Source organism: Psychrobacter sp. GTC18467, from assembly GCF_055397455.1.
In genome coordinates, this window is record NZ_AP038920.1 from 345,499 (window position 1) to 369,681 (window position 24,183).

The window sequence follows — 24,183 nt, forward strand, 5'->3', positions numbered from 1 at the left end:
AACGCGCTCCTAAGGCAAATTCAGATTGTCAGGTTGGACGGTGGTGTCAATCGCGGTATTTTTACTGGCACTGATGGCGCGCTCAATCGCTTGGATGATTAAGCGCTTGGTTAATGGCACTTTAAAGGCGTTTTGCTCGGTGGTTTTGGCGTCATTTAATAGTAAGTCAGCAGCTTGAGTGATGGCTTCGCGCTCGCCTTTTGAGCTCATTAGCATTGCCTCAACCGCCCTATTGCGCCACGGCATCACCCCAATACCACCAAAGGCTAACTGAACGGTGGTCAAATTACCCTCATTATCAACATCGATAATCGCCGCAAGCGACACGAGGGCAAAGGCATAAGAGGCGCGGTCGCGAACTTTGTCGTAAGTTTGCATACCACTTACCGGTGGCGGCAAAATAATATGCGAAATCAGCTCGCCAGATTGCAAATTGGTTTCGATATTTGGGGTATCTTTTGGTAAGCGGTAAAGCTCATCAAGGCTAAGCGTTCGCGAGCTGCCATCGGCAAGTTGGGTAATAACTTTGGCATCAAGGGCGCGCATTGCTACCGCCATATCTGAGGGATGCTGAGCAATGCAGTCATCACTTACACCCAAAATGGCAAGCTTTCGGCTCTCGCCTTGAATCGCAGGGCAGCCAGATTTGGGAACGCGTTTGTTACAAGGACTATCCGGCTGATAAAAATAATAGCAGCGCGTCCGTTGCAGCAAGTTGCCAGCGGTCGTGGCTTTATTACGCAGTTGCCCCGATGCGCCTGCCAATAATGCTCGTGATAACACCGGATAATTGGCAATAACTTCAGGATGGGCTGCAAGGTCACTATTACTTACCAATGCGCCAATTTTTAACTCGCCAGAATCCAATTTTTCAATTTGACTCAGTTCTAAATGAGTGATATCAACAAGTTTAAGCGGCGTTTCAATTTCATGCTTCATTAAATCTAGTAAATTGGTGCCGCCCGCGATAAACGTAGCATCTTGCGCCGCGCCATCTTTAGTTGCTGCACCTATATTATCAGGACGCTGATAAACAAAAGGTTTCATGATTCAGCTCCTAACTTATTTGCCGTTTGGTTTTGTGTATTTTGACGCGAATCTTGCTTGGGATTGGCGTTGCTTGCAGGAGGTGACCAAATTTGCAGTTTGCTTGTTGTTGAAGGGCTTGATGTTGCAGAAGTTGCAGCATCAGTAAACTTATCCTCAATTTTTACCAAGCCTTTATTGGCTAATACTTGATAAATCGCCTTGATGATATTGGGATACGCCGAACAGCGGCAAAGGTTTCCGCTCATGCGCTCGCTGATTTCTTCAATGGTAATTTGTGGGTTTTTTAAACTTGAGGTGACGTGACTTGACCAAAGCTTAGCAATCTCATCCATCATTGCGGTTGCTGAACAAATCTGCCCCGGCGTACAATAGCCGCATTGAAAGGCATCATGATCGATAAAAGCTTGTTGCAGTTCGCTAAGCGAATCCGGCGTACCGATGCCCTCAATGGTGGTAATCTCATCGCCGTCGTGCATGATGGCAAGGGTCAAGCAGCTGTTAATGCGCTTGCCGTTGATTATCATGGTACAAGCGCCGCATTGACCGTGGTCACAGCCTTTTTTAGCACCGGTTAAGTCAAGATGCTGACGGCAAACGTCAAGCAAACTGGTTCTTGGGTCAAGGTCATCAAAATGATGCGCTTGACCATTTATCGTTAAGGTCAAATTTGGCATGCTGGCATCTCACAGGCTGGCAATATTTTTTGTTATCACAGAATTTACTAATCGTTATCGATATTCTTTTTTATCATATCGGCTTTACGACAGTTAATTTTGCCAATTGCGTTGAGCTTGCGTGATATTTTTCGACCGTTAATCAGCAGTTTGGTAACGTTGGTTAAAAATTGTGAGTTTAAATGAGAAGCGTTTAGGATGAGAAGCTATTGGTCAAAGATTACGGATTTGAATAAAAAGTCACCCGATTGCCACGTAAAAACCCGCCAAGTCCCAAGCCATAACGCTCAGCAACCAAAACGGCGGTACTCGTTGGCGCAGACATGCCAATCAGCCACGGAATATCAGCGCGGATGGACTTTTGAACCAGTTCAATCGATAGCCTTGAGGTCATCACTACATAATCAAGCGTTACGCCAGTTTTAAGCAGCCAGCCAATCAGCTTATCAAGGGCATTATGACGACCGACATCTTCAAATAAAAACAGCTGACCGTTATAAATGGTTGCTGCCGCATGAACCGCGCCGGTTAACTGGTGGGTAAATTGGGAATCGTTAATGGCTGAGCGAACAGTTAATAAGGTTTCAAGACTTGGTTTTGACGTCGTTTTAACGATAGGTTGCAGCTTTGGAAGCGCTTGATAAACCCCCGTCATCCCGCACATGCCGCAGCCCGTTCGCCCTGACAGCAGCCGCCTTTGCGCTTGAATGCGTTGATGGCAACGCTGATTTAAGGTCAGCTCAACCAAATAAATGTCATAATCGCTTAAATGCGCTAAATCACTATTTTCATCAAATTCAGCTGACGTGCTTATCGTATCAGCAAGCACCGTCAAATCGACAATCGGCGTAATTTCCCAATCTATTAAATCCGACTTTTTTGAAATAAGCCCTTCGCTAAATAAAAACCCAAACGCCAGCTCGTCTAACTGGTTTGGACTTGCCATCAAAATGGCGTAATGAATGCCGTTAATGACAATGGCAATCGCCGCTTCAACGACTAAGCTTTCGGCGTTGTCGATTTTTTTTACTGGTTTTTCTACCTGATTTCCCTGATTATCGTCACAAATATGCTTTTGGGTGACATGCTCACGACTTAGCGGCGCAATTTCTGTTGCTACTAAGTTGTTATTTTTAAGTTTTTGATAGTCCTTCATATTAGGCACTGACGCCTTGTTCTTCACAGCACGAGATGCTGACGGTCATTGACTTATAAGCCGGCGTTCGCGACTCAGGCGCGTGACTGTCAAGGTCGATTAAATCATTACATTCTGGATAATAAGTGGCAACCGACCCTGCCGCGATGTCCATTTTGGTTAATACTAAAGCTCCAAGCGTTCGTATATTTCCGCTACTGTCCTCACGCGTGACCATGACGCGCTCGCCCTCATTTAAGCCTATCCGCGCCATCTCGTCAGGGTGCATAAACAGCACGTCTCTTTGGTGCGTCTGCCGATAGCGGTCTTCAAAACCAAAAATCATGGTGTTAAATTGGTCGTGGCTGCAGACGCTGGTTAATTGCCAAACTGAGCCGTGATTTACCGTTTGCTCAATTTTGGCGGCGCGGTCGGCAACTAGCGTAATCGGATGGGTTGGAAGCTCAAACTGCGCTTTGCCGCTTTGGGTTTTCCATGAGCGATGGCGCGCTGGATGGTATAAATGAAAGCCGCGCTTGTGCTCACGGATTTTGGCATTAAAGTTTTCAAAACCTTCAATCGCTTGGGCAATATAATCGCGAGTAAAATCAAAATCGGTACTCATTTTTTGCCAATCAATTTTTGATTTTTCAGCATTATCAAGTAGCTTAAGCGCAATTCCAGCGATGATTTCAGCCTCTGATTTTAAATGCTCGCTAATGGGTTTTAAATGACCTTTGGTCGCGACAATTTGGCAAATCGAATCTTCAATGGTGGCAAACTGCTCGCCGTATTCCGTTACGTAGCGCTCAGTTCGGCTCAGGCACGGCAAAATAAGGCTGGTTGTTGCCGGATAAAGCATCGTTTCGTTATCAATAAACTCATGGTTAATCCTATCGTTTTCAACAAGCCATTTTGCTATTCCAGTTAACAGCGCCACATCGCCGCCCACGCGAATTTGAATCACGTTATCGACCATCTCATCGCTCATTCCCGCCGCCATGTGCGTGGGCTTTTGCGGGTTGCGAAATGCTTTTAAGCCTTGCTCGCGCATGGGATTAATAGAAATAATCTTACAGCCCTGTTTATGAGCATGAGCAAGCATCTCAAGCATTCGTGGGTGATTGGTGGCAGGATTTTGCCCAAACATTAAAATCAGTTTGGCGCGCTCAAAGTCCTCTAAAATAACGGTCGCTTTACCAACGCCAAGCTGCCGCGCAAGCATCACCGAGGTCGGCTCATGGCACATATTTGAGCAATCGGGCAAATTGTTGGTGCCAAAGCAGCGCACCATCAATTGATATAAAAACGCCGGCTCATTGGTCACCCGACCTGAGGTGTAAAATAGCGCCTCATCAGGATTTGCCAGTTTTTTTAGTTCTTCCGCCACTTTTGCAAAGGCATCTTCCCAAGAGATGGGCAAATAGCGGTCTTGCTTACTATCATAACAAAGCGGTTCGGACAAACGCCCTGCATGCTCAAGCTCATAGCCTGACCAGTCTTGCAGTTGGCTGACTTTGTTTTGATAAAAAAACTTGGCATCAGCCGTTCGACTTGTCGTCTCGCTTGCCAAGACTTTGATGCCGGTTTCGCAAACGTCAAGCGTTTTATGGGTTTTGTGGTCAGGCCAAGCGCAGCCTGGGCAATCAAAGCCGCCATGGGGCTGATTGCTGTGCAAAACGCTGACACTGCCGCGCAAAAAGGATTGATAATCCATCAGTTTTCGGCTTGAGGCAACGAGGCTGGGTGCGAATAAACAGGAATTTGGCGCATAAGCTGACCTTTTAAAATGGGTGAATGGCAATAGGCAAAACCTTGACTTCCTCCCCTCCCTAAAGGGAGGGGATTCCTACTGCTAGACGGTCAAGCCCGACCGCAAGAATGTTCTTTGCCGCGTTGATATCGCGGTCATTGGTGACACCGCACCCACAAGTCCATTTTCTTATTCCAAGCGCCTGACGCCCCTTAGGGCTACTGTCACCGATTTGGCGACAGCTGGAACAGGTTTGGGTGGTGTAACGCTCATTCACGATCTCAAAGTGGCAACCTGCATACTTGCATTTATAGTCCAATTGCCGTTTAAGCTCAAACCAACCTGCATCGTAAGTCGATTTAGCAAGATTGGTTTTCCTAGAAGTGAATGATTTTGATTTGATACCGCCGACCACAATCAGCGAATTGTCTTTAACCAATTGGGTGGTGAATTTATGAATGATGTCTTTACGGGTATTTTTAATCTTGGCGTGAATGGCGGTTACGCGCTGTTTGTTCTTGGTACGCCCCGCTATTGCCAGTTTTTTAGCCCATTTTAGGGTTTGTTTGACAGTAAGCTTGTCGCCACTTGAGGTAGTCGCCGCGTCTTTGAGTCCTAAATCAATGCCAACTTTGCCGCTACCGCTTTGGGCTTTGGCGTCAGTTTGAGCTTTGGCTTTAACCGTGATACAGGCGTACCATCTACCCCTCGCGTCTTGAACCAGCTCAAGAATATTGATTTGATATAAGCTTAGATTGTAGCTGTCAAACAATTCAATAATCAGCTTTTGACCTTTAGCCAGTGACAGCTGAATGGTTGATTTAAGCGCCTTTTTACCGCTTTGTCGTGTGGCGAGGTGTTTGATGGCACTCTTTTTAAACGGAATCCAACCTAAGCTTTTTTTGCCTGTCTTAGGCTTATTGGTTCGCCATCGAAGCTTGGCTTTTTTAAACTGCTTTCGGCTTTTGGCGTGGGTTTCACTAATCGCTTGAATGGTTTGCGAGTGCAATCCTAAAAACTCGCCGCTACCTTTGGTATATTTGGCTAAATCGTAAGCACTAAAAAACTTTCCAGTTTTTTGTAAGTGCTTTAAACTCAACTCATTGACATAGTTCCAAACGAAATTAACTGAACCGCTTAATTGCGTAAGCGGCAGTGCGTGTTTGTCTTTAAGTCGAAGTTTAAGAGTTTTCATGGTTTGATTTTGCTAGGTTTAGTGAGTCTTAGCAAGCTTAAAGCCGCTTTAAACGTCAACCGCTGTCACCTGATATCCATGCTTAGAGAGGCATGGTTTTACGGCGAGTTTAGATAAACAAAAAACTATGACTAAAAAGCTATGAATAAAAGGCATTAATGTTTAAACTTTTCAATTTTTATTGAAAAAATAATTTTAAAAACAATCGTTTTACCTTAGGCTTTTTTGCAACCCTTGTAAATAAAGAAAGACCGATAGCTACAAAAACCGTAATAAAGCCTTAAATTTAGCTACATTGGCATTGAGCTTAACGCTTAACTGGTTTATCCTGACTACGTCGCAACCCTTAATGCGACTTTTCTTTTGACGAGTTATCTCTCTTTTTTTGGCATCACCGCGCTGTGAGGCTATTCTTATTTATAGTGATAGCGTCTTTATCAAATTTTAGAAATTTATAAGAGAAATTTATGTTTAATCATATCGAATATTATGCAGGCGACCCGATTTTGGGCTTGGTCGATACCTTTGTGGCGGATGAGAACCCAAATAAGGTTAACTTGGGCATCGGCATTTATTACGATGAGCTTGGTGGTTTAAACGTTCTTGAGTGCGTAAAAACTGCTGAACGCCGCATTGCTGACCCAATTTTACCAAGACCGTATTTGCCAATGGCAGGGCTTCCGGGTCACCGCTTGGCATGTCAGCAGTTATTGCTTGGTAAAGACTCAGCCGCCCTCAAAGAAGACCGCGTGGCTACCATCGCCACCATCGGCGGCTCAGGGGCGCTCAAAGTTGGTGCCGAATTTATCCATCAGTGGTATCCAGATGCCAAATGCTACGTAAGCGACCCAACTTGGGGCAACCATATCGGCATTTTTGCCGGTAGCGGCATGGAAGTTGGCAAGTATCCGTACTACGACACACCAACTAACAGCGTCAAATTTGACGAAATGAAAGACTTTTTTAGCAAGTTAAATGCCCATGACGTGGTTTTATTGCACCCTTGCTGCCATAACCCAACCGGAATGGACTTGACCCATGAGCAGTGGGATGAGTTGCTTGTTTTAATCAAAGAAAAAGAACTTATCGCGTTTATGGACATTGCCTATCAAGGCTTTGGCGAGGACATGGACGAGGACGCTTACGCGATTCGTAAAGCGGTTGATTTAGGCTTAAGCTTATTTATCAGCAACTCTTTTTCTAAAAACTTATCGCTTTATGGTGAGCGCGTTGGCGGCTTGTCGGTCGTTTGCCAAGACAGTGCCGAAGCGAATTTGGTCTTTAGCCAATTGCAATTGACCGTTCGTCAAATCTACAGCAGCCCACCATCACACGGCGGTCACGTGGTCGATATCGTGATGAACGATGAAGCACTTCATGAGCAGTGGCTTGGTGAAGTTTACGCCATGCGCGACCGTATCAAAAAAATGCGCTCACAATTAAAAGCAGTGTTGGAAGAAAAAGTTCCTGGTCGCAATTTTGATTATTTAACCCGTCAAAAAGGCATGTTTAGCTTCACAGGGCTTACGCCAACTCAAGTTCAGCGCCTGCAAGATAAGTTTGGTATCTATATGATTTCAAACTCAAGAATGTGCGTGGCAGGACTTAACGATAGCAATATCGATTATGTGGCAAACGCCATGGCTGAAGTCTTGCAAAACGCGTAAGTTAACTAATGACTGCTTTGACCGCTAAGCCCTCAGCGCCCTTGCCGTATTGGCAACTGTTTGCGTTTACCCTTGCTGGGTTTTTGGTGATTATGACCGAAACCATGCCGGCAGGACTGTTGCCGCAAATCAGTGCGTCGCTTGGCGTGTCAAAAGCGTTGGCAGGTCAGCTGATTACCCTTTATGCGCTTGGCTCGGTGCTTGCTGCCATTCCACTCATTGCGGCAACGCGAAGCTGGAATCGGCGGCGGCTTTTGCTGGTTGCCATTGGCGGCTTGCTGCTGTTTAATGTCATCACTGCCCTATCGACGCATTATGGCATCATTCTCGCGGTTCGTTTTGCCGCCGGAATGATGGCAGGGGTAATTTGGGGGCTATTTCCTGGTTACGTGATGAGACTTGTCAAAGATGGCTTGCAAGGTCGCGCTTTGGCGATTGCCGGCGTCGGTCAGCCGATAGCGTTTGCCGTTGGCGTCCCGCTTGGCACTTGGCTTGGCGGGATATTTGACTGGCGCGGCGTGTTTTGGGTGATGTCCGCCTTAACTTTGATGCTGTTTTTTTGGATTCGGTTGTTTATTCCTGATTTTGCTGGTCAAGCCGCAAGTCAGCGCTTACCGTTGAGTCAAGTGGCTAAAATTAAAGGCATTTGGGCAATTTTATTAACGCTATTGTTTTGGATTTTGGCTCACAATACCCTTTACACTTATATTGAGCCGTTTTTAACCTTATCAGGACTTGAAGCGCGCGTTGATGTTGTGCTGTTATTGTTTGGCGTTGCCGCGTTATTAGGAATTTGGCTGACAGGACTTTTGGTTGATAAATATCCACGGCAGTTAACGCTACTAAGCTTGGCAACGTTTGTGATTGCGGCGCTTGCCTTAGGCTTGTTCGGTGATGTTAAGCCCGTCGTATTTATCGCGGTTGCCCTTTGGGGCGTGACCTTTGGTGGCGCGCCAATTATGCTACAAACCGCCCTTGCCAATGCAGCTCGCGAAAATACCGATGTGGCGCAATCGATGTTTGTGACCATCTTTAATATTGCGGTGGGTGGCGGCAGTTTAACCGGTGCGATATTACTCAATCAGTTTGGCGCGGTGTCCTTCCCTTGGGCGGTGCTGATGTTGGCAGCCGCTGCGCTTATGATTGTTTGGTCAGCACGCCGACATGGGTTTCGGTCGCGCTGATTTTTAAACTTTTAATAAAATTTTTTAACCCTCTAGCGACAAGCGACCGTTTTGCCGGACTTGTTAATACAAACCGGTTCGCCATTTTTAGTGCTGACTTCGGCAACGCCTTTATCAAAAACGAAATAAGTCGCCCCTAAATAATTTACCCCGAGGCGTTGAACGTTGTCATCAGCATAGCGAAAGGGGATGACTACTTTATGAGCGCCATTAACAAAGCCCCAATTTTTGCCTTTGAGAACGCCTGCCAATCCTTCAGAAAAAGGTCGGACTTCATCGTAAACTATGGGTATAGCAACTTTGCCAGTTTTGGTAATAAAGCCCCATTTCTTGCCTTTTTGAACCGCCAACAACCCTTCAGAATAGCCTTCATTGCCGCCAAGGGTTCCATAAACATTGTCATAAATCGGCGCAACAACTTCTTTTCCTGAAGCGTCAATCACGCCATATTTTTGCGATTTTGCGGAAAATACAACCGCCCGACCATCTTTAAAGCCATCAATTGTCGCGTATTTATTAAACGGAACGATGATTTTGTTATTAGTGTCAATAACGCCAAATTTACCGTTTTTCTTGACGGTGATACGACCGCTACTGACTGCATTTGCCCAAGATTCATCGTATTTATTATCCTCATCGCCAACGCTGTCATAAACGGTCGGAACAACCAGCTTACCTTGGGTATTGAGGTAGCCGATTTTGCCATTTTTGGAAACAGGCAATAAACCTTCGCTGAGCTCCCAAGTTCCAACCTGATCAAAGCCTTTTAAGCTTGCAATCACTTTACCTTGCTTGTTTAATAAGGCTTGCGACTGATAATTTTTATCCATGCCAACAAAAATATTGGCATCACTTGTACAAAGCGTTTCACTAAAGCCGGTTTTTGGCGGTTTGCAGTCATCGTCACTATAAGCAAAGGCTTGCGAAGTTAAGCCAATGGTCAAAATGGCAGCAAATAATGGGGCAAAATGCAGTTTCATAAGTATTCCTAACTTTTTGAAAAATTAATCAACATAAATTGAATTGATTATTATAACAAATTGGCTCATTAAATATAGGCAAAAGTTTATTTGTCAATACTAAAAACTTAAGGCTAAATATGAACATTCTCCTCGCCCCCGACAGCTTTAAAGAAAGCCTTGCCGCCATTGACGTTTGCCGCGCCATTGAATCAGGATTTAGGACAGTTTTCCCAACTGCCAACTTTACTCTGCTGCCGATGGCAGATGGTGGTGAGGGTACAAGCGAGGTGCTTGCCTTTGCACTTGGTGGCAACTGGATTGAGACCGTAGTTCATGACCCGCTATTGCGACCGATTCGCGCACGCTACTTAATGCTTACCAACAAAACGGCGGTGATTGAAACGGCAAGCGCTTGCGGATTGCCCCTACTTGCAGGTCATGAACGCAATCCTATGCTCACCTCAAGCTTTGGTGTTGGCGAATTAATCAATGCCGCTATTGATAACGGCGCTGAGCGCTTAATTATCGGACTTGGTGGCAGCGCAACCAATGACGGCGGCGCAGGAATGCTGCAAGCGCTTGGAATGAAGTTTTTTGATGATAAAGGTCAACTGTTAAAAAGTGGTGGCGGCGCGTTAATAAACTTGGCGCGAATGGATTCGAGCGGTTTTTTACTTAAAGACATTCCCATTGAGGTAGCAAGCGATGTCATCAACCCGTTATGCGGTCAACTTGGTGCAAGTTCAGTTTTCGCCCCACAAAAAGGCGCAAGCGCAGCGGACGTGATTCATTTGGACAATAGCCTATCCAACTTTGCTAACATCACCCGTAATTACGGTTATCCTGACTTTCAAAACACCCAAGGCGCAGGCGCAGCAGGCGGTCTTGGCTTTGCGCTGTTAACCTTTTTAAATGCCAAACTGCAATCGGGATTTGACATTGTCGCGGACAGCGTTCAACTATCAGAGCATATTAGCCGCGCTGATTTGGTCATCACTGGCGAGGGCAAACTTGACGCCCAAAGCCTGATGGGAAAAGTCGCGGTTGGTGTTGCCAATTGTGCCAAAGCGCAAAATAAGCCCGTCATTGCCATCTGCGGCGGCGTTGATGACGGCATTTATCAGCAAAATCATGATTTGGATTTGCCATTTGAGGTGATTTTGCCAAGTATTCAGCGGCTTGACTTGCCGGATATCGTCTTTGCGTCAGCGTTTGACAATATTCAACTTACTGCAAAAAACTTAGCCGCCGCGCTGAAACTTGGTAGCCGGATTTTTTAACTTGCTTACCAATTACGCGATATAATGATTCGTTTAATGCAAATTTTTGAGAGTCGTTATGAGCAGCAACCCCGTCGTCGTGGGCTATACCTTTTTGGCGCTTGCCATTGTTTTTGAGGTCAGCGGAACGACGTTTTTGATGAAATCCGAGCAGTTCACGCGGCTACTGCCAACGCTTGCGACCGCCATACTTTATGTTTTTTCGTTTTATTTTTTGACCCAAACGCTCAAAACCCTTCCGCTTGGCATTGCTTACGCCATTTGGGGCGGCGTGGGTATTGTGTTGACCGCGCTCATTGGGCTGATTGTGTTCAAACAGCGCTTGGATTTGTTTGCCATTATCGGCATTGTGATGATTGTCGGCGGCGTTTTGGTGATTAATTTATTTTCTAAAACGGCAGGGCATTGATTTTATTTTATCTCAAGAACGCGAAGTTCATTGTAGCTTACCGCTTTTGACCACGTTGCGGCATCAGTTGGCACGGCTTGGTCATTGGCAATCATCGTTGCCGCGCTAATCCAACCGGAATGACCAACGATAAGCTTTGGCAAATTTTTTTCATTATCAAAGCTTGCTATAAGGTTTTCAATTCGCGCAAAAAACTCGGTCAAGTTTTCGCCATTATCCGGCGCAAAATTTGCAAAATCAGCGCACCAAGCATCGATTTGCCCTTTATCAATATTTTGCCAAAACCTGCCATCCCAATCACCAAAATTAATTTCCATCAATCGCGAATCAATATGACAAGTAAAACCACGAGCTGCTAAACACGCGCCAACTTGCCGCGAGCGCTGCAATGGACTGACCCAAATCACTTTTGGTAAATGATGTCGGCGGACAAAACGGGAAATGCGATTGGCAAGGCGTTTAATTTTACGGCGATTAACGGTTAAGTCTGTCTGACCAATGCAGCGATGTTGCGCGGCAATGGGCTTTGGGTGTCGCCAAAGATAAAGCGTTGTCATTTTATTTTTGCCCATTAATTAAATGGAAATGTCGCGGCAAATCCTGCATAAATGGCAATCTCGCTTAATTGCTGAGTCGCCCCAAGACCATCACCGGTGTAGCCGCCAAGCCGCCGTTTGAGCAATCGCCGAAAATAATCGGTCGCGGCAATTGCCAGAATGACGGCTAAAATCCACTGAAAAAGGCTGATATTTTGCAGCGTTTTTGGAAAAATAAGCATTAATAACAACAGTGCTATCACAAGCCAGCTGCCCGCTACCAATGCCTGCTTGAAGCTTAATGATTGCGCCATCGGTTTTGCGCGGGCATGCTCAATATCGCCGCCATAAGACAACAGCGCGATGAGGCTAATGCAGCAAAGCCGCGATGCGCCGTGGGCAATTATTAAAGCGATGACTGCCAAAACAGGCGGCAAACTGGCAAGCAAGACAATTTTTGACAAAATGGCTAATCCCAATCCCAAGACGCCAAACGTACCAAGCCTTGAGTCTTTCATAATGGTCAGCGCGCGCTCGCGGGTGTAGCCGCCGCCAAGACCATCGCAAATGTCAGCAAGACCATCCTCATGAAATGCACCCGTCAACCGAACGCCAAATGCGGTACTGACTATCGCTGCAATCAATGGCGTAAAAATTAAGCTGACAAGCCAAAAAATAACCGCGCAAAGCACGCCAACCAACAACCCTACCGCCGGAAAATGGCGGCTGCTTTGGTGCAGCCAATCGGGCTGATAGTTTGAAATACTTGGTACGGGGATTCGGGTTAAAAACTGAATAGCAATTAAAATAAGCCGCCATTCATGCTGCAAGGTAGCGACAAGCCCGACCGATGATTTTTGCGGATTTGCCATTAATGAGCCGGTACCGATTTTTCGCTAACGCCGGCTTCACTAAAGCTTGCCATCTCATTCATAATCACGCAAGCTGAAACCAGTAACGGATAAGCAAGCGCTGCGCCGCTACCCTCACCTAAGCGCAAGTCCATTTCTAAAAGTGGTTTGGCATTAAGCAGTTTTAGCATTTCAATGTGACCGGCTTCAGCAGATTTATGAGCAAAAATAGCAAATTGAGCCGTATTTGGCGCAAGATGCTCCGCAACTAACAGCGCGGCGCTTGCAATAAAGCCATCAATGAGCAAGACTTTACGCAGGCTTGCGGCTTTTATCAGCGCCCCTGCCATCATCGCAATCTCAAGACCACCAAGCGCGGCTAAAATCTCAAACGGCGATTTGGCACTCTCATATCGAGTTAGCACTTCGGTTAAAATGGCTTGTTTTTTTGCTAAACCCTTATCATCAAGCCCCGTTCCGCGACCGATACAAGTTGCTATCGGTAAATTGCCCAATTTTGCCAGCAGCAAACTTGCAAGCGATGTATTCCCAATTCCCATTTCGCCAACAATAAGCAAATTGCCGTTCATATTTTCAGCAATGGTCATGCCCTGATTCAGCGCGGTTTGGCATTCCGCTGCTGTCATTGCAGGCTCAGTGAGCGCATCGCGGCTGCCCATTCGGACTTTGCAATCAATTAAGTTTTTATGGGGCGCAAAGCTTGCATTGACACCGGCATCAACGACTTTTAAGCCAATATGATGCTGCCGCGCCAAAACGTTAATCGCCGCGCCGCCATTTAAAAAGTTTTGTACCATTTGCGCCGTTACTGCACTTGGAAACGCTGAGATGCCATGTTTTGTTAACCCGTGGTCAGCAGCAAACACGTAAATTTCGGGATTGACAATCGTTGGCGTGGTGGTGCCCAAAATCATCCCAAGCTGAAAGGCAAGCGTTTCAATCCTGCCAAGCGAGCCTTGCGGCTTGGTTTTATCATCAAGTTTTTGTTGCAGTTTGGCAGCAAGGTTGGGGTTATCAATAGCAGCAACCGTTGGGGCAATAAAAGCAGTCAAAGGAACATCCTAAAAGTAAAATAAAAACGCATGCAAAAAAGCCACTGCCAAAGTTGAAGTTGTACTTTGACAGTAGCCTTTTATTAACCACTAATCACCAAATCGGTCAGCATTAAATGGTTTAACATCAACCAATACGGGTTTTTTATGAATCAGCTCTTCCATAATTCGCCCCGTGACAGGACCTAAGGTAAAGCCTTGATGACTGTGACCAAAGGCAAACCATAAATGCTCATGCTTATTTGCCGCGCCAATCACTGGCTTCATATCCGGCATACAAGGTCGCGACCCTGCCCAAGCTTCGGACTCGACCGCCTCATCAAGCGGCAAAATCCGGCGCGCAAATTTCAGCACCGTTTCAAGCTGACCGAAGTTTTTCGGCGCGTCCATCAAGGTCATCTCAGCGCCCGTGGTGATGCGAATGCCCTGCTGAAAGGGTCCCATCACAAAGCCTTTATCCATATCAAACATGCTATGATGGATGGAGTTTTTATTATTAATAATAAAATGCTGATGATAACCGCGCATCGGAAACAGTGGTAAATCATAGCCTAGCGGCCTAATCAAATGATTTGACCAAGGTCCTGCGGCAACGACCAAATCATCGGCGTTAAAGTGTTCACCGCCGTCGGTCGTGACTTGCCAGCCGCCCTCAAATTGCTCAAGGCTCGTTACATCAAGCGTTAATAATGTGCCGCCGATGTCCTCAAAATTTTTGGCATAAGCTTTCACCAAAGCACTTGGATTAGAAACTTGCCACGAGTTCAGCCAGTGAATTCCGCCAACAAAATCATCAAAATTGGCATTTGGCTCTAAAGCTTTGAGCTCGTCAATGCTAACCACTTTATGCTCAACGCCGACCTCTTGGTCGCGAACGGCTGCTGCAATTGCGGCTTTTAACGTCTCCTCTGAGCGGTGCAATTGCAACCAACCATCACGCGAAATCAAGTTATCCGCGCCGGACGCCTCAATCATGACTTGATGCTCACGGGTACAATGCTCAATCAGGGTTTGCCATTCTTTTTCGATTTTGGCAATTGACTGCGGCGTTGAATATTTCCAATATTGCAAAAGCGCTTGCGAATATCGAAAAATCGCTGGCAGCCGGTAGCGAATGTCGGTGCCTTGGTTGGGCAATACCCGAAAAATCTCCGAAATCTGGCGCGGAAAAGGATGGGTATGCACCGCCTCACGCTGAATGAGCCCTGCATTACCGTACGACGTTTCTGACCCTGGCAGCTTTTTGTCGAGCAGCAGTACCTTTGAACCATTTTTTTGCAAATGCCAAGCGATGGACGTTCCCACCATTCCTGCCCCAACCACAATCACATCATAGCGCATATCTGACCCTTTTTATGACTTTAAGCTTATGACATTAAGCTACCAAAAAAATAACGCCGCGCCTTTTTTGTTGCTGCGTTACGATATAGAAATAGTGATAGTAACGCTAATATTAAAAATAATAAACCTCTCTTAACTAATTTTTTTGATTAAGCTAATTTTTAGCTATAAAATTATATCAAGACAAAACTTATCATTATGATAAGAATAAATTTTTAAAAACTTATGACTTATCGCCTTTAAAGCAGCTCATCGACCATCGCAATTACCGCCTCAGTCAATGCAAATTGGCGAATGTCGGTCAGCATCGTCACATCAAAATTATGCACAAAGGCAAAGGATAAATTGCGCTCGGGGTCACACCACGCTGATGCGCCATTGTAGCCCATATGTCCAAAGCCAAGCTTGCCGTTATCATTGCAAACTTGAAACAAGCGATGATAACCCAGCCGCCAAGTCATGTTGGTGGGCATGACTGCATCTTGACCGTCCACTTGCGGCGTTGATAATTTGGCAAAAGTCGCGCTATCTATCAGCGTTTTATCCTGCCAAGTTCCGCCACTTGCTAGCATCGCATAAATGATGGCAAGGGCTTTGGCACTGGCAACGCCATTGACCGCAGGCATGACCGATTGCAGCGCATCGGGCGCGTAATAATTAATCCCCGCGCCATTTGGAATGAGCGCCGCTTTATAGTTTTTTAAATTCAGCTTACTTTGGTTAAAGTATAATTGGCTGATTTGCGCCGTATTAAGCGGTTTATCAAAACTTGCAATGCCATTTTTAATAGCAAGTTCTTGCCAACAAGGATAACTTGGTAGCCTCTCAAACGTGGCAAGCGTCTCTAAACTTTCAGCTTTGAGCACCGGCTTTCGGCGTTTTTTGGCAGGCGACTGTGCCGCCGCCATTGGTGCAAAATCTTTGGGCAGTTTAGCGACAAAGTCGACCTTATCACTTGGCACGCCAAAATAGCAGCTGCTACTGATACCAAGCGGCTCGGTCAAATAGGTTTTTAAAATCTCTTGAAAAGGCTGATGGGTTGCTGCTTCAATCACGCCGCCAAGCACCCAACCGTAAACTAACGCGCTGTAAGCACTGGCATACGGCAATTGGCTATCAGGCATCGGCTCAGGAATGGTTAGCGACATTGCCGCGACTTTTTGCAGCATCAATGACCAATCCATCATTGAGGGCGCGTCAATCTCAAGGCTGGTAATCGCAAACAAATTGGCTTGATGCGACAACACCTCACGAAGGGTAATTTCTGCTTTGCCATTCACGCCAAAATCTGACCAATAACGGCTAATCGGCGCGTCATACTCCAAAATGCCATTTGATACGAGCACGTGAATAAGCGTTGCTAAAACCCCCTTTCCCGCCGAAAAATTCAGCGATAACGTATCAGGCTGCCACGGCAAATCGGGACGCGCCAATCCTACCGCCGCGCTTGCCAAACAAACGCCATCTTGATAAACCACCACCGCCCCGCCCGCCGGCGCATCATCAAGCTGTAACTGGGTTAATAAAGATTGTAATCGGTCTTGAATGGCAGAATTTGGTAGTGCGGTCATGAAATTACTCTTAAATTATGGCAAATTAAATATTACCAAAGCTTAAAACAAAAACTTATGTTAAATAACAATTTTGAAGAACTATCTTGGCACCAGCAGCCGGTTATAAACTTCATCTTCAAGTCCTGTTAAGCCATGACTGCGACCGCGCTCCATTGCCGTATCCATTTTGCGACCGCGAAGCCAACCTGCCCGAAGCGCGGCAGCGGCGCCAACGCGATTGCCAGATTTGCAGTGCATGGCGATTTTTTTACCATGATGCTTGCGTAAAATCCCATCAAGCACCAAAATATTGAGCTGCTTTAAGTCCTCCGCATCACGAATCGGCAGCGATTCATAAGCCATTCCGCTATTTTCAACGACCGATTTTTCATCAAATGTAAGCTCATCTTCCGGCTGAAGATTAATGACCACTTTAATGCCCGCATCAGCAAGATGCTTAACTTTGTCCTCATCAAGCGCACCGCAAACCACGGTCAACTCATCAGGTCGAAAGTATGGCGTTAGCACCTCACTAAGCGCCACCCCATTGTCACTATCAAAGCTATCAGCATTTAACTTAGCGCCAGCTTGCTCGTTTTGACGTGTTGAGTTTTGTGGTAACTCATCGTCGAGATTTAGATTTTCAGTCGTCATAACCGTCTTAACGTTAATATTTATTTAAAAAAGAAAGGAAAAAAAAGAAAAAGACCAGTTATTATAACCGGTCTTTGTTATTTTAGTCGCTTAGTCATTATTATCATGGTCATCGTCGCTTTCGGCGATAATGTGCTCGTCTGCAACTTTTTTATCAACAAGTTTAATCACACCTGCCAAATGCGGCTTGTCGTTTTTGGCATTATAAAGTCCAAAGGTGCACTTATCATCGACTTTTTCAAGCTGACTAATAGGCTCACCAATCAGCTCAACTTCTGACGGTAAAAAAATCGGCAGCTTAAAAGACACTCCAGCGGTGCAAGCGTCCGGTAACTCGCCCATGAGCGCCAAGCATTTTGCCTTTGACCACATACCATGAGCAATCGCTTTTGGAAAGCCAAACGCTTTTGCTGATAACGGATGCAAGTGAATTAAGTTAAAGTCGCCTGAAACAAAAGCATAACGGCGACCGATGTCTTCAGGAACTTCAAAAATATCGTGAACGCCTTTTTCATCAACCAACGGCTTTACCGTTACTTTTTTTGGCTTATTACTGCTTGTGGTTGGCTTTTTACCGCGCGCCAAATAGGTGGATACCCCCTCCCAAATCACATCATCTTGCGATTTAACTTGGGTCACAAAGTCAAACTGCTGACCTTGGGCATGGTCACGAAGGTTGGCAAAATGCACCGCCATCGAAACCGTTTCGCGCTCGCCAATTTGGCGGTACTGAGTCACGCTATTTTCAACGTGAACCAACCCAAGCATGGTAAAGGGAAACGGCTCTTTGACCATCATGTTCATTTGCAGCGCTTGCGACAGCACGGCAAAGTAAGTGATAGGTACTTTACCATCAGCTTTAAAGCCGCAAATTTTGCGATAATCCTCAAGGTTACTTTGGTCGATATGCAAGGTATCTACAAAATAAGTAGCTTGTGGCAACTCATCTTTATCGGCTTGCGCTTCGCCAATCGGCAATAAGCTTTTGATAATATTGGCATAAGTGGTGTGCGCTTTGGGCAGCGCATCATAGTGTTTGTCTGACATAATCTATCCTAAATCCAGCTTAAATAAGCCATCCGTGTTTTAACTGACCGTTTATTTTCAATGAACCGCAAGGTTAAAAAACCAAAAAAATTTTGACCCGTAAGTTTAACAAAGTTAACCAATAAAAGTTGTGAATATTAACCAATTATTTTTTATCCATTTATTTAGGTTATTTAAAGTTGTAACACACAAAAGCCGCCGTTGGGCAGCTTTGTGGTAACTTTTGACAATTTTTTGGTAAATACTTATGTCAGCTTAATATATTTTATATTAAAATCAAAAGCTTAAGCACCAAGTAAACTTTGACCACAAACGCGGACGATGTTGCCATTAAGACCGCCGGATGCCGGTGAGGCAAGCCAAGCGATAGTTTCGGCAACATCAATAGGCAAGCCGCCTTGGCTTAATGAGTTCATGCGGCGACCGGCTTCACGAATGGCAAACGGAATAGCGGCGGTCATTTGCGTTTCGATAAATCCGGGGGCAACCGCGCTGATGGTCATGCCTTTGTCATTGTTTTCAAGCTGTTTAGCGGTTGCATTTACCAGTCCAATCACGCCGGCTTTTGAGGTTGCGTAGTTGGTCTGCCCCATATTTCCGGCAATCCCTGCAATGGACGACACGCAAACAATGCGAGCGTTAGCATTTAACACGTTATTGTCGAGTAAATAGCGATTAATTTTAGCAATGCTGGCAAGGTTAATACTTATCACCAAATCCCATTTTTGATCATCCATATTGGCAAGGGTTTTATCACGGGTGATGCCCGCATTATGGATAACCGCATCAAGACCGCCGGTACTTTTAACCGCTTCGGCAATTTTCGTGCCAGCATCATCACTGGTGATATCTACCAAAAGCGCCGTACCTTTAAGCTCGTCCATCAGTTTTTTTAAGTCGTCTTGTTGCGCTTCAACATCCAAACCAATCACGTGAGCGCCCTCGCGCGCCAATACTTTAGCAATCGCCTCGCCAATGCCGCGACTTGCACCGGTAACGAGCATGGTTTTACCTTGAAGCGGCTGCGTCCAATCCACATCGATATGATGTCCTGCTTGAATATGAATCACTTGACCGGAAACATAAGCGGAGCGCGCTGAGGTAAAAAAGCGCAAGGTTGAATCAAGGTTTTGTTCCGCACCTTTAGCAACATAAATCAGCTGCGCGGTGATGCCCCGCTTAAACTCTTTGCCAACCGAGCGCACAAAGCCTTCAAGGGCGCGCTGAGACAACGCCGCATCAATATCATCTAAGTCCTCAGGTGGTCGTCCCAACACAATCACCCGACCTGACATTTGGACGCGGCGGGCAACCTTATGAAAAAACTCGTAAACTTGCTTTAAATCATCGGTATTGGCAACGTTGCTGGCGTCAAAAATCAGCACTTTAAACTTAGTCTCATCATCTGTCGCCGTTTTTGCGTGAATCCCTGCGCCATCAAGCGCGCTTTTGATACTGTCACCGCTATTCGCAAAAACTTCGGCTTGCAGCTTTGATAACACACCGGTTATCGCTTGACTTAAGCTTTGGTCACCACCATTTGCCCGACCAATCAGCACGCTGCCACGAACCAAACGCTGACCACTTTCAAAACGGTCAAGCTCAACCGGAAGCGGTAGTCCTAAATTTTTTGCAACTTTTTTGCCAATTGAGGACTGAACAAAATCACCATAACGGTCTGACATAATTTTTTTCCTAATCTAATTTGGTAGTTATTATTAAAAAAGCCCATGTTCGCTAGACAAGCAGCAATCAATTTTACGACAGCCAACAATTATAAAGAATACCACCGCCGCACTTTATTGCGATTTGGTAAATTTGCCATCATCAAAGTGCTGTTGGCAAATATTATGGCTAGCCGTATCAGTCAGCTTTAAAGCCCAAAGCTTGCCAAGCAAATCAATTAACCATGCTAAACTATTTTAAATCGGTTATCAAAAGCTAATGGTTTGATAATTTACAGTTATCAATAAAGCTTATTTGCCACTTAAGCGTTAATCAATCAAAGCGAAAGTTTGCTAAAGATATACAATAAACTTAAAAAATTTGATTATGATAGAGAAGATTTTACCCAGACGAAAACTCGGTCTTATCTTGTTCACCGTTTTATATTTTTCATAAGAGCAATAATTAAATAAAATATTTTTAAGGACATCACCATGAGCGATAAAAAAAATACCCCTATCGTTGAAACTACCGTATTAAAAGGCTCAGAGCCAACAAAGAACAACAATAATGACGTTAAAGATGCTCAAGACAACCACCAAAATGATGACGCTCATTTTGATTCTATTGCCGAGCTTGCCCGCGCCACCGAAATCGTCGATGCTGATGGCAATCCGGTGAATCAAGGCGCAAGCGGTGATAAAGATGAAAGCGACGCCGCTAAAAAGGCGCGCCTTGCCGATGAGCTTGCCCGCGAAAAACAGGCGGACGCCGAAGCCGCTAATCCTGATTTAGCCGCCGCTCATACTGCAAACACGGAAGCAAAAGACCAAGATAGCATTAAAGCTGATGCCAATAATCAGCAAAACAACGCGGATAAAGACAAAGCTGACAAAAACAATGCTAAAAAAGAAGACACATCTGCGTCAAAAGCTTCTGATAGCCAAGATAACAAAACTCAAAACAGCCAACCTCAAGATAATTTGCAAGATGCTGCTGCCAAAGATAATAATCAAAACAGCAAGCAGCAAGCAGCCGATGACAAGGCAGATGAGAAAAACGAGCCGGCAACATCGCAAGATGACGCCAAGCAAGACTCTGTCCAAAACGCTACTGATGACACCGCAGCAGACAAGTCAAAAAGTGAAAACACTCAAAACAACGACAACCAAAGCAGCGACCAAAAATCTGAGCAGTCGCAAGACAATAACAAAGCCACAACTACTCAGCCGAAATCAAAGCCAAGCAAACTCATTTCAGGTCAGCACCGCGTTGCCATCATCGGCGGTAACCGAATTCCGTTTGCGCGCTCCAATGGCGCTTATGCTGATGCCAGTAACATTGATATGCTCACCGCGGCGCTTAACGGCTTGATTGAGCGCTTTAATCTGCAAGATGAAAAAGTCGGTGAAGTGGTTGCAGGCGCAGTGCTCAAGCTTAGCCGCGATTTGAACTTAACCCGCGAGTCGGCGCTTAATACCGCCCTTGACCCGCACACCCCTGCTTATGACATTGCTCAAGCTTGCGCAACCGGAATGCAAGCCACCTTTGCTTCCGCCAATAAAATCGCCCTTGGCATCATCGACTCGGCAATCACCGGCGGCGTTGATACCACCTCGGATGCGCCAATTGCCATCGGTGACGGTCTTCGTAAAGTCATCTTAAAACTGGGCGCAGCAAAAAATAACAAAGACCGCCTAAAAGCCCTGCTTAGCCTAGACCCAAGAGAGCTGATTGACACCCCACAAAACGTTGAACCAAGAACGGGGCTGTCCATGGGCGACCATCAAGCCATCACCGCGCTTGAATGGAACATCAGCCGCGAAGACCAAGACCAGTTTGCCTTTGACAGTCATAAAAAGCTTGCCCGCGCCTATGAAGACGGCTTTTTTGATGATTTAATCACCCCTTATAAAGGCTTAACGCGCGATGACAACTTGCGCCCCGACTCAACCCTTGAAAAAATGGGTAAATTAAAGCCCGTCTTTGGTAAAGACAACGCCAACCCAACGATGACCGCTGCCAACTCAACGCCGCTCACCGATGGCGCCTCCGTTGTACTGCTTGCCAACGACGATTGGGCCCAAGAGCGCGGGTTAAAGCCACTTGCCTACATCACCCATCAAGAAACCGCTGCCGTTGACTTTATCGGTAAATCAGGCGACAAAGAAGGTCTTTTAATGGCGCCTGCTTACGCCGTTCCAAGAATGCTTGAGCGCGCAGGATTGACGTTGCAAGACTTTGATTTTTATGAAATTCACGAAGCCTTTGCCTCACAAGTATTGTCAACGCTTGCCGCTTGGGAAGATGAGACGTTTTGTAAACAGCGCTTAGGACTTGACGCGCCGCTTGGCAGCATTGACCGCGATAAGCTGAACGTCAATGGCTCATCACTTGCCGCAGGGCATCCCTTTGCTGCAACGGGCGGTCGAATTTTAGCAACCGCGGCAAAACTTCTCGACCAAAAAGGCTCAGGTCGCGCGCTGATTTCAATTTGCGCGGCAGGCGGTCAAGGCGTGACTTGCATTTTAGAAAAATAAGCCTGTCGTAAAATTAAGTCATAAAAAAAGTGGGCATCATGATTGCCCACTTTTTTATGTTTGTTTAAAATAGAAAATAACGTTTTAAAACTACATGGTGTAAGTCGCTTGCAGCCCTTCGGTTTTGCCAGCAAGCAAACGCTCAACTTCATTTTTAATTTTAAGACCGGCAGCATCGTTACCAATTTGAACCGCAAATCCTGCCGGACGATTGGCTTGTGATTTATGGTTAATCCAAACCACTTTGCCATTCATCGGTAAGCGCTCGCTTGACCCGGGTAAAGTAATGGCGATAAATACCTCAGCGCCAAGGGTTTGCGGTCGCTCTGAGGGCACAAATATCGCGCCGTTATCGACAAAGGATAAATAACTGGCGTAAAGCGTAGGAATGTCTTCAATTTGGCAGGTCAAAATCCCGCCACGACCGGGCATTGCCATAACTTACTCCTTGTTTATTATTGCTTTATAAAATCTGAATGATTAGCAAAAATCCAGCGGTCTAAAATGCCGCTAATACTGCCATCAGCTTATCATAAGCCACTTTTTCTTGCACATTTTGTTGAAGGGCAATTTTTGTGGTATCAATCTGCGCTAAAAACTGCTGAATGGCGTCAAAACTCGGTTGATGCTTTTGTAAAATATTGTCAAAATCAATATCTTGCTGAACACTTGGCAATCCCAAAAGAACCCGCTGAATGTCGCTCATCATAAGTTTACTTAACTCAATAAACTCCGTCAGCGAAAGCTCATTTTGCCAATAGTCGCTTGCGGCAATCACGCTGCGTTTTTTGCTAAACAGCGCTTGCCACGTGGTCAACCAAAGCGCGCGTTTGCCATACCAAGGCGACTGCGCCAAAGCTAGTGCCGCAAGCGGTGCGCCACAAGCAATATTGATTAACTGCTGAATGTCATCATCGGTTGCTGCCATTTTTTGAATGACGCCACCCAGTGCTTGGCTTACAAATTCAAAAGCTAGCTTGGGGCTGACCTGCTGAATCGGCAGCTGCTGCAATCGGCTGTTGATGGTTGGTAGCAGTTTGGCTTTGCTGTCGGTAATCAGCATTAAATGAACAAAATCTTGCGGCTCTTCAAGGGTTTTTAACAGCGCATTAGCCGCCGCCATGGTCATTTGCTCAGCGTTATCAATGACGCAAATTTTTAACCCTTGACCACCTTGATAAATAAACGGCTGAATGGCGCGAATGTCATCGACCTTGATGGTGGCATCTTTGGGCTTAGCGGTTTTTTTGGTGCTGTCGTCTTTGGCTACCACGTTAGGGTCTTGAGGGTCGCAAGGCAGCTTGGCAAGCGGCAGCACTTGTAGATTAGGATGTGTTCCTGATTTGAGCCAATGGCAGCTTTCACAAACCCCGCAAGCGCCCATCGGATGGCTTGCTCGCTGATAGCAAAGCAGCCAAGCTACCAGCCGCCAAATAAAGGCGCGCTTGCCAAGTCCCGCCATTCCTGAAGCAAGCAGCGCATGCGGTAGCGGCTTGTTAGGATTTTGCGAGCGCGTCGTTACTTGCTCCCAAAGCGCGGTTTGCCAAGGCAGCAATGGAGCAAAGTAAATGGCACTGGTTTGAGTGGCTTGATTTTGCATAAGAGTTACTTAAT

General features: G+C 45.9%; 21 protein-coding genes. 5 read left to right on the forward strand and 16 right to left on the reverse strand.

What is annotated here, in order from left to right:
- Positions 1–9: 9 nt before the first annotated feature.
- The 5 genes from ACZ5XY_RS01455 to ACZ5XY_RS01475 all read right to left on the reverse strand — a co-directional run bounded on the left by ACZ5XY_RS01455 (position 10) and on the right by ACZ5XY_RS01475 (position 5,807).
- Complete coding sequence (locus tag ACZ5XY_RS01455; RefSeq protein ID WP_464742300.1) at positions 10–1,047, reverse strand: FAD binding domain-containing protein; 1,038 nt, start codon at positions 1,045–1,047, stop codon at positions 10–12.
- The gene (locus ACZ5XY_RS01460) at positions 1,044–1,724 is read right to left on the reverse strand and encodes a 2Fe-2S iron-sulfur cluster-binding protein (protein WP_464742302.1); all 681 of its coding nucleotides are present in this window, start codon (positions 1,722–1,724) and stop codon (positions 1,044–1,046) included. The genes ACZ5XY_RS01455 and ACZ5XY_RS01460 overlap by 4 nt, the downstream gene beginning before the upstream one ends.
- Before the next feature lie 220 nt (positions 1,725–1,944).
- Positions 1,945–2,880 carry a formate dehydrogenase accessory sulfurtransferase FdhD gene (fdhD, locus tag ACZ5XY_RS01465; protein ID WP_464742304.1) on the reverse strand — a complete coding sequence of 312 codons (936 nt, stop codon included), beginning with the start codon at positions 2,878–2,880 and terminating at the stop codon, positions 1,945–1,947.
- A 1-nt stretch (position 2,881) separates the two neighbouring features.
- A complete protein-coding gene (locus tag ACZ5XY_RS01470) occupies positions 2,882–4,576 on the reverse strand; it encodes a molybdopterin-dependent oxidoreductase (RefSeq protein ID WP_464742306.1) in 1,695 nt (564 codons plus the stop codon).
- A 115-nt stretch (positions 4,577–4,691) separates the two neighbouring features.
- Positions 4,692–5,807 (reverse strand): RNA-guided endonuclease InsQ/TnpB family protein, encoded by a 1,116-nt coding sequence (locus ACZ5XY_RS01475; RefSeq protein ID WP_464742308.1) that lies wholly within the window; start codon positions 5,805–5,807, stop codon positions 4,692–4,694.
- 467 nt (positions 5,808–6,274) lie between these two features.
- Between ACZ5XY_RS01475 and ACZ5XY_RS01480 the strand changes: the two genes are divergently transcribed.
- The gene (locus ACZ5XY_RS01480) at positions 6,275–7,474 is read left to right on the forward strand and encodes an amino acid aminotransferase (RefSeq protein ID WP_464742310.1); all 1,200 of its coding nucleotides are present in this window, start codon (positions 6,275–6,277) and stop codon (positions 7,472–7,474) included.
- Positions 7,475–7,482: 8 nt separating this feature from the next.
- Entirely contained in the window at positions 7,483–8,658 is a 1,176-nt protein-coding gene (locus tag ACZ5XY_RS01485) for an MFS transporter (RefSeq protein WP_464742312.1), read from the forward strand.
- A gap of 32 nt (positions 8,659–8,690) precedes the next feature.
- Here ACZ5XY_RS01485 and ACZ5XY_RS01490 read toward each other — a convergent pair whose 3' ends face one another.
- The gene (locus ACZ5XY_RS01490; protein WP_464742314.1) at positions 8,691–9,638 is read right to left on the reverse strand and encodes a WG repeat-containing protein; all 948 of its coding nucleotides are present in this window, start codon (positions 9,636–9,638) and stop codon (positions 8,691–8,693) included.
- 119 nt (positions 9,639–9,757) lie between these two features.
- On the opposite strand from ACZ5XY_RS01490, the gene ACZ5XY_RS01495 reads away from it, so the two are divergent.
- Together ACZ5XY_RS01495 and ACZ5XY_RS01500 are read left to right on the forward strand one after the other, a co-directional pair.
- A complete protein-coding gene (locus ACZ5XY_RS01495) occupies positions 9,758–10,900 on the forward strand; it encodes a glycerate kinase (protein WP_464742316.1) in 1,143 nt (380 codons plus the stop codon).
- A 58-nt stretch (positions 10,901–10,958) separates the two neighbouring features.
- Positions 10,959–11,309 (forward strand): DMT family transporter, encoded by a 351-nt coding sequence (locus ACZ5XY_RS01500; RefSeq protein WP_464742318.1) that lies wholly within the window; start codon positions 10,959–10,961, stop codon positions 11,307–11,309.
- Positions 11,310–11,311: 2 nt separating this feature from the next.
- Here the strand turns inward: ACZ5XY_RS01500 and ACZ5XY_RS01505 are convergent, their stop codons facing one another.
- From ACZ5XY_RS01505 to ACZ5XY_RS01540, 8 genes are all read right to left on the reverse strand, one after another.
- Positions 11,312–11,866, reverse strand: coding sequence for a histidine phosphatase family protein (locus ACZ5XY_RS01505; protein WP_464742320.1), 555 nt, complete (start codon positions 11,864–11,866; stop codon positions 11,312–11,314).
- Positions 11,867–11,880: 14 nt separating this feature from the next.
- Positions 11,881–12,717 carry an adenosylcobinamide-GDP ribazoletransferase gene (gene cobS / locus ACZ5XY_RS01510; RefSeq protein ID WP_464742322.1) on the reverse strand — a complete coding sequence of 279 codons (837 nt, stop codon included), beginning with the start codon at positions 12,715–12,717 and terminating at the stop codon, positions 11,881–11,883.
- The gene (gene cobT, locus ACZ5XY_RS01515) at positions 12,717–13,769 is read right to left on the reverse strand and encodes a nicotinate-nucleotide--dimethylbenzimidazole phosphoribosyltransferase (RefSeq protein ID WP_464742324.1); all 1,053 of its coding nucleotides are present in this window, start codon (positions 13,767–13,769) and stop codon (positions 12,717–12,719) included. The genes cobS and cobT overlap by 1 nt, the downstream gene beginning before the upstream one ends.
- 90 nt (positions 13,770–13,859) lie before the next feature.
- Entirely contained in the window at positions 13,860–15,110 is a 1,251-nt protein-coding gene (locus tag ACZ5XY_RS01520; protein WP_464742326.1) for an NAD(P)/FAD-dependent oxidoreductase, read from the reverse strand.
- 239 nt (positions 15,111–15,349) lie between these two features.
- Positions 15,350–16,681: a serine hydrolase domain-containing protein gene (locus ACZ5XY_RS01525; protein WP_464742328.1), complete on the reverse strand. Its 1,332-nt coding sequence runs from the start codon at positions 16,679–16,681 to the stop codon at positions 15,350–15,352.
- Between the two features lie 81 nt (positions 16,682–16,762).
- Entirely contained in the window at positions 16,763–17,317 is a 555-nt protein-coding gene (locus tag ACZ5XY_RS01530; protein ID WP_464742330.1) for a protein tyrosine phosphatase family protein, read from the reverse strand.
- Positions 17,318–17,407: 90 nt separating this feature from the next.
- A complete protein-coding gene (locus tag ACZ5XY_RS01535; protein ID WP_464742332.1) occupies positions 17,408–18,364 on the reverse strand; it encodes a MaoC family dehydratase in 957 nt (318 codons plus the stop codon).
- 284 nt (positions 18,365–18,648) lie between these two features.
- A complete protein-coding gene (locus ACZ5XY_RS01540) occupies positions 18,649–20,049 on the reverse strand; it encodes a 3-oxoacyl-ACP reductase (RefSeq protein WP_464742334.1) in 1,401 nt (466 codons plus the stop codon).
- A 1,233-nt stretch (positions 20,050–21,282) separates the two neighbouring features.
- Between ACZ5XY_RS01540 and ACZ5XY_RS01545 the strand changes: the two genes are divergently transcribed.
- Complete coding sequence (locus ACZ5XY_RS01545) at positions 21,283–22,569, forward strand: acetyl-CoA C-acetyltransferase (RefSeq protein WP_464743676.1); 1,287 nt, start codon at positions 21,283–21,285, stop codon at positions 22,567–22,569.
- Between the two features lie 90 nt (positions 22,570–22,659).
- Here the strand turns inward: ACZ5XY_RS01545 and ACZ5XY_RS01550 are convergent, their stop codons facing one another.
- Together ACZ5XY_RS01550 and ACZ5XY_RS01555 are read right to left on the reverse strand one after the other, a co-directional pair.
- Positions 22,660–23,007 (reverse strand): PilZ domain-containing protein, encoded by a 348-nt coding sequence (locus ACZ5XY_RS01550; RefSeq protein WP_464742336.1) that lies wholly within the window; start codon positions 23,005–23,007, stop codon positions 22,660–22,662.
- A gap of 61 nt (positions 23,008–23,068) precedes the next feature.
- On the reverse strand, positions 23,069–24,169 hold the full coding sequence (locus tag ACZ5XY_RS01555) for a DNA polymerase III subunit delta' (protein ID WP_464742338.1): 1,101 nt from the start codon (positions 24,167–24,169) through the stop codon (positions 23,069–23,071).
- Positions 24,170–24,183: the final 14 nt, after the last annotated feature.

Coding starts and splice junctions, on each gene's coding strand:
- ACZ5XY_RS01490 (WP_464742314.1), bottom strand. CDS start 9,638: ATGAAACTGCATTTTGCCCCATTATTTGCTGCCATTTTGACCATTGGC.
- ACZ5XY_RS01495 (WP_464742316.1), top strand. CDS start 9,758: ATGAACATTCTCCTCGCCCCCGACAGCTTTAAAGAAAGCCTTGCCGCC.
- ACZ5XY_RS01505 (WP_464742320.1), bottom strand. CDS start 11,866: ATGACAACGCTTTATCTTTGGCGACACCCAAAGCCCATTGCCGCGCAA.
- ACZ5XY_RS01550 (WP_464742336.1), bottom strand. CDS start 23,007: ATGGCAATGCCCGGTCGTGGCGGGATTTTGACCTGCCAAATTGAAGAC.
- ACZ5XY_RS01500 (WP_464742318.1), top strand. CDS start 10,959: ATGAGCAGCAACCCCGTCGTCGTGGGCTATACCTTTTTGGCGCTTGCC.
- ACZ5XY_RS01525 (WP_464742328.1), bottom strand. CDS start 16,681: ATGACCGCACTACCAAATTCTGCCATTCAAGACCGATTACAATCTTTA.
- fdhD (WP_464742304.1), bottom strand. CDS start 2,880: ATGAAGGACTATCAAAAACTTAAAAATAACAACTTAGTAGCAACAGAA.
- ACZ5XY_RS01540 (WP_464742334.1), bottom strand. CDS start 20,049: ATGTCAGACCGTTATGGTGATTTTGTTCAGTCCTCAATTGGCAAAAAA.
- ACZ5XY_RS01480 (WP_464742310.1), top strand. CDS start 6,275: ATGTTTAATCATATCGAATATTATGCAGGCGACCCGATTTTGGGCTTG.
- ACZ5XY_RS01470 (WP_464742306.1), bottom strand. CDS start 4,576: ATGGATTATCAATCCTTTTTGCGCGGCAGTGTCAGCGTTTTGCACAGC.
- ACZ5XY_RS01530 (WP_464742330.1), bottom strand. CDS start 17,317: ATGACGACTGAAAATCTAAATCTCGACGATGAGTTACCACAAAACTCA.
- ACZ5XY_RS01475 (WP_464742308.1), bottom strand. CDS start 5,807: ATGAAAACTCTTAAACTTCGACTTAAAGACAAACACGCACTGCCGCTT.
- ACZ5XY_RS01555 (WP_464742338.1), bottom strand. CDS start 24,169: ATGCAAAATCAAGCCACTCAAACCAGTGCCATTTACTTTGCTCCATTG.
- ACZ5XY_RS01520 (WP_464742326.1), bottom strand. CDS start 15,110: ATGCGCTATGATGTGATTGTGGTTGGGGCAGGAATGGTGGGAACGTCC.
- cobS (WP_464742322.1), bottom strand. CDS start 12,717: ATGGCAAATCCGCAAAAATCATCGGTCGGGCTTGTCGCTACCTTGCAG.
- ACZ5XY_RS01455 (WP_464742300.1), bottom strand. CDS start 1,047: ATGAAACCTTTTGTTTATCAGCGTCCTGATAATATAGGTGCAGCAACT.
- ACZ5XY_RS01460 (WP_464742302.1), bottom strand. CDS start 1,724: ATGCCAAATTTGACCTTAACGATAAATGGTCAAGCGCATCATTTTGAT.
- ACZ5XY_RS01485 (WP_464742312.1), top strand. CDS start 7,483: ATGACTGCTTTGACCGCTAAGCCCTCAGCGCCCTTGCCGTATTGGCAA.
- ACZ5XY_RS01535 (WP_464742332.1), bottom strand. CDS start 18,364: ATGTCAGACAAACACTATGATGCGCTGCCCAAAGCGCACACCACTTAT.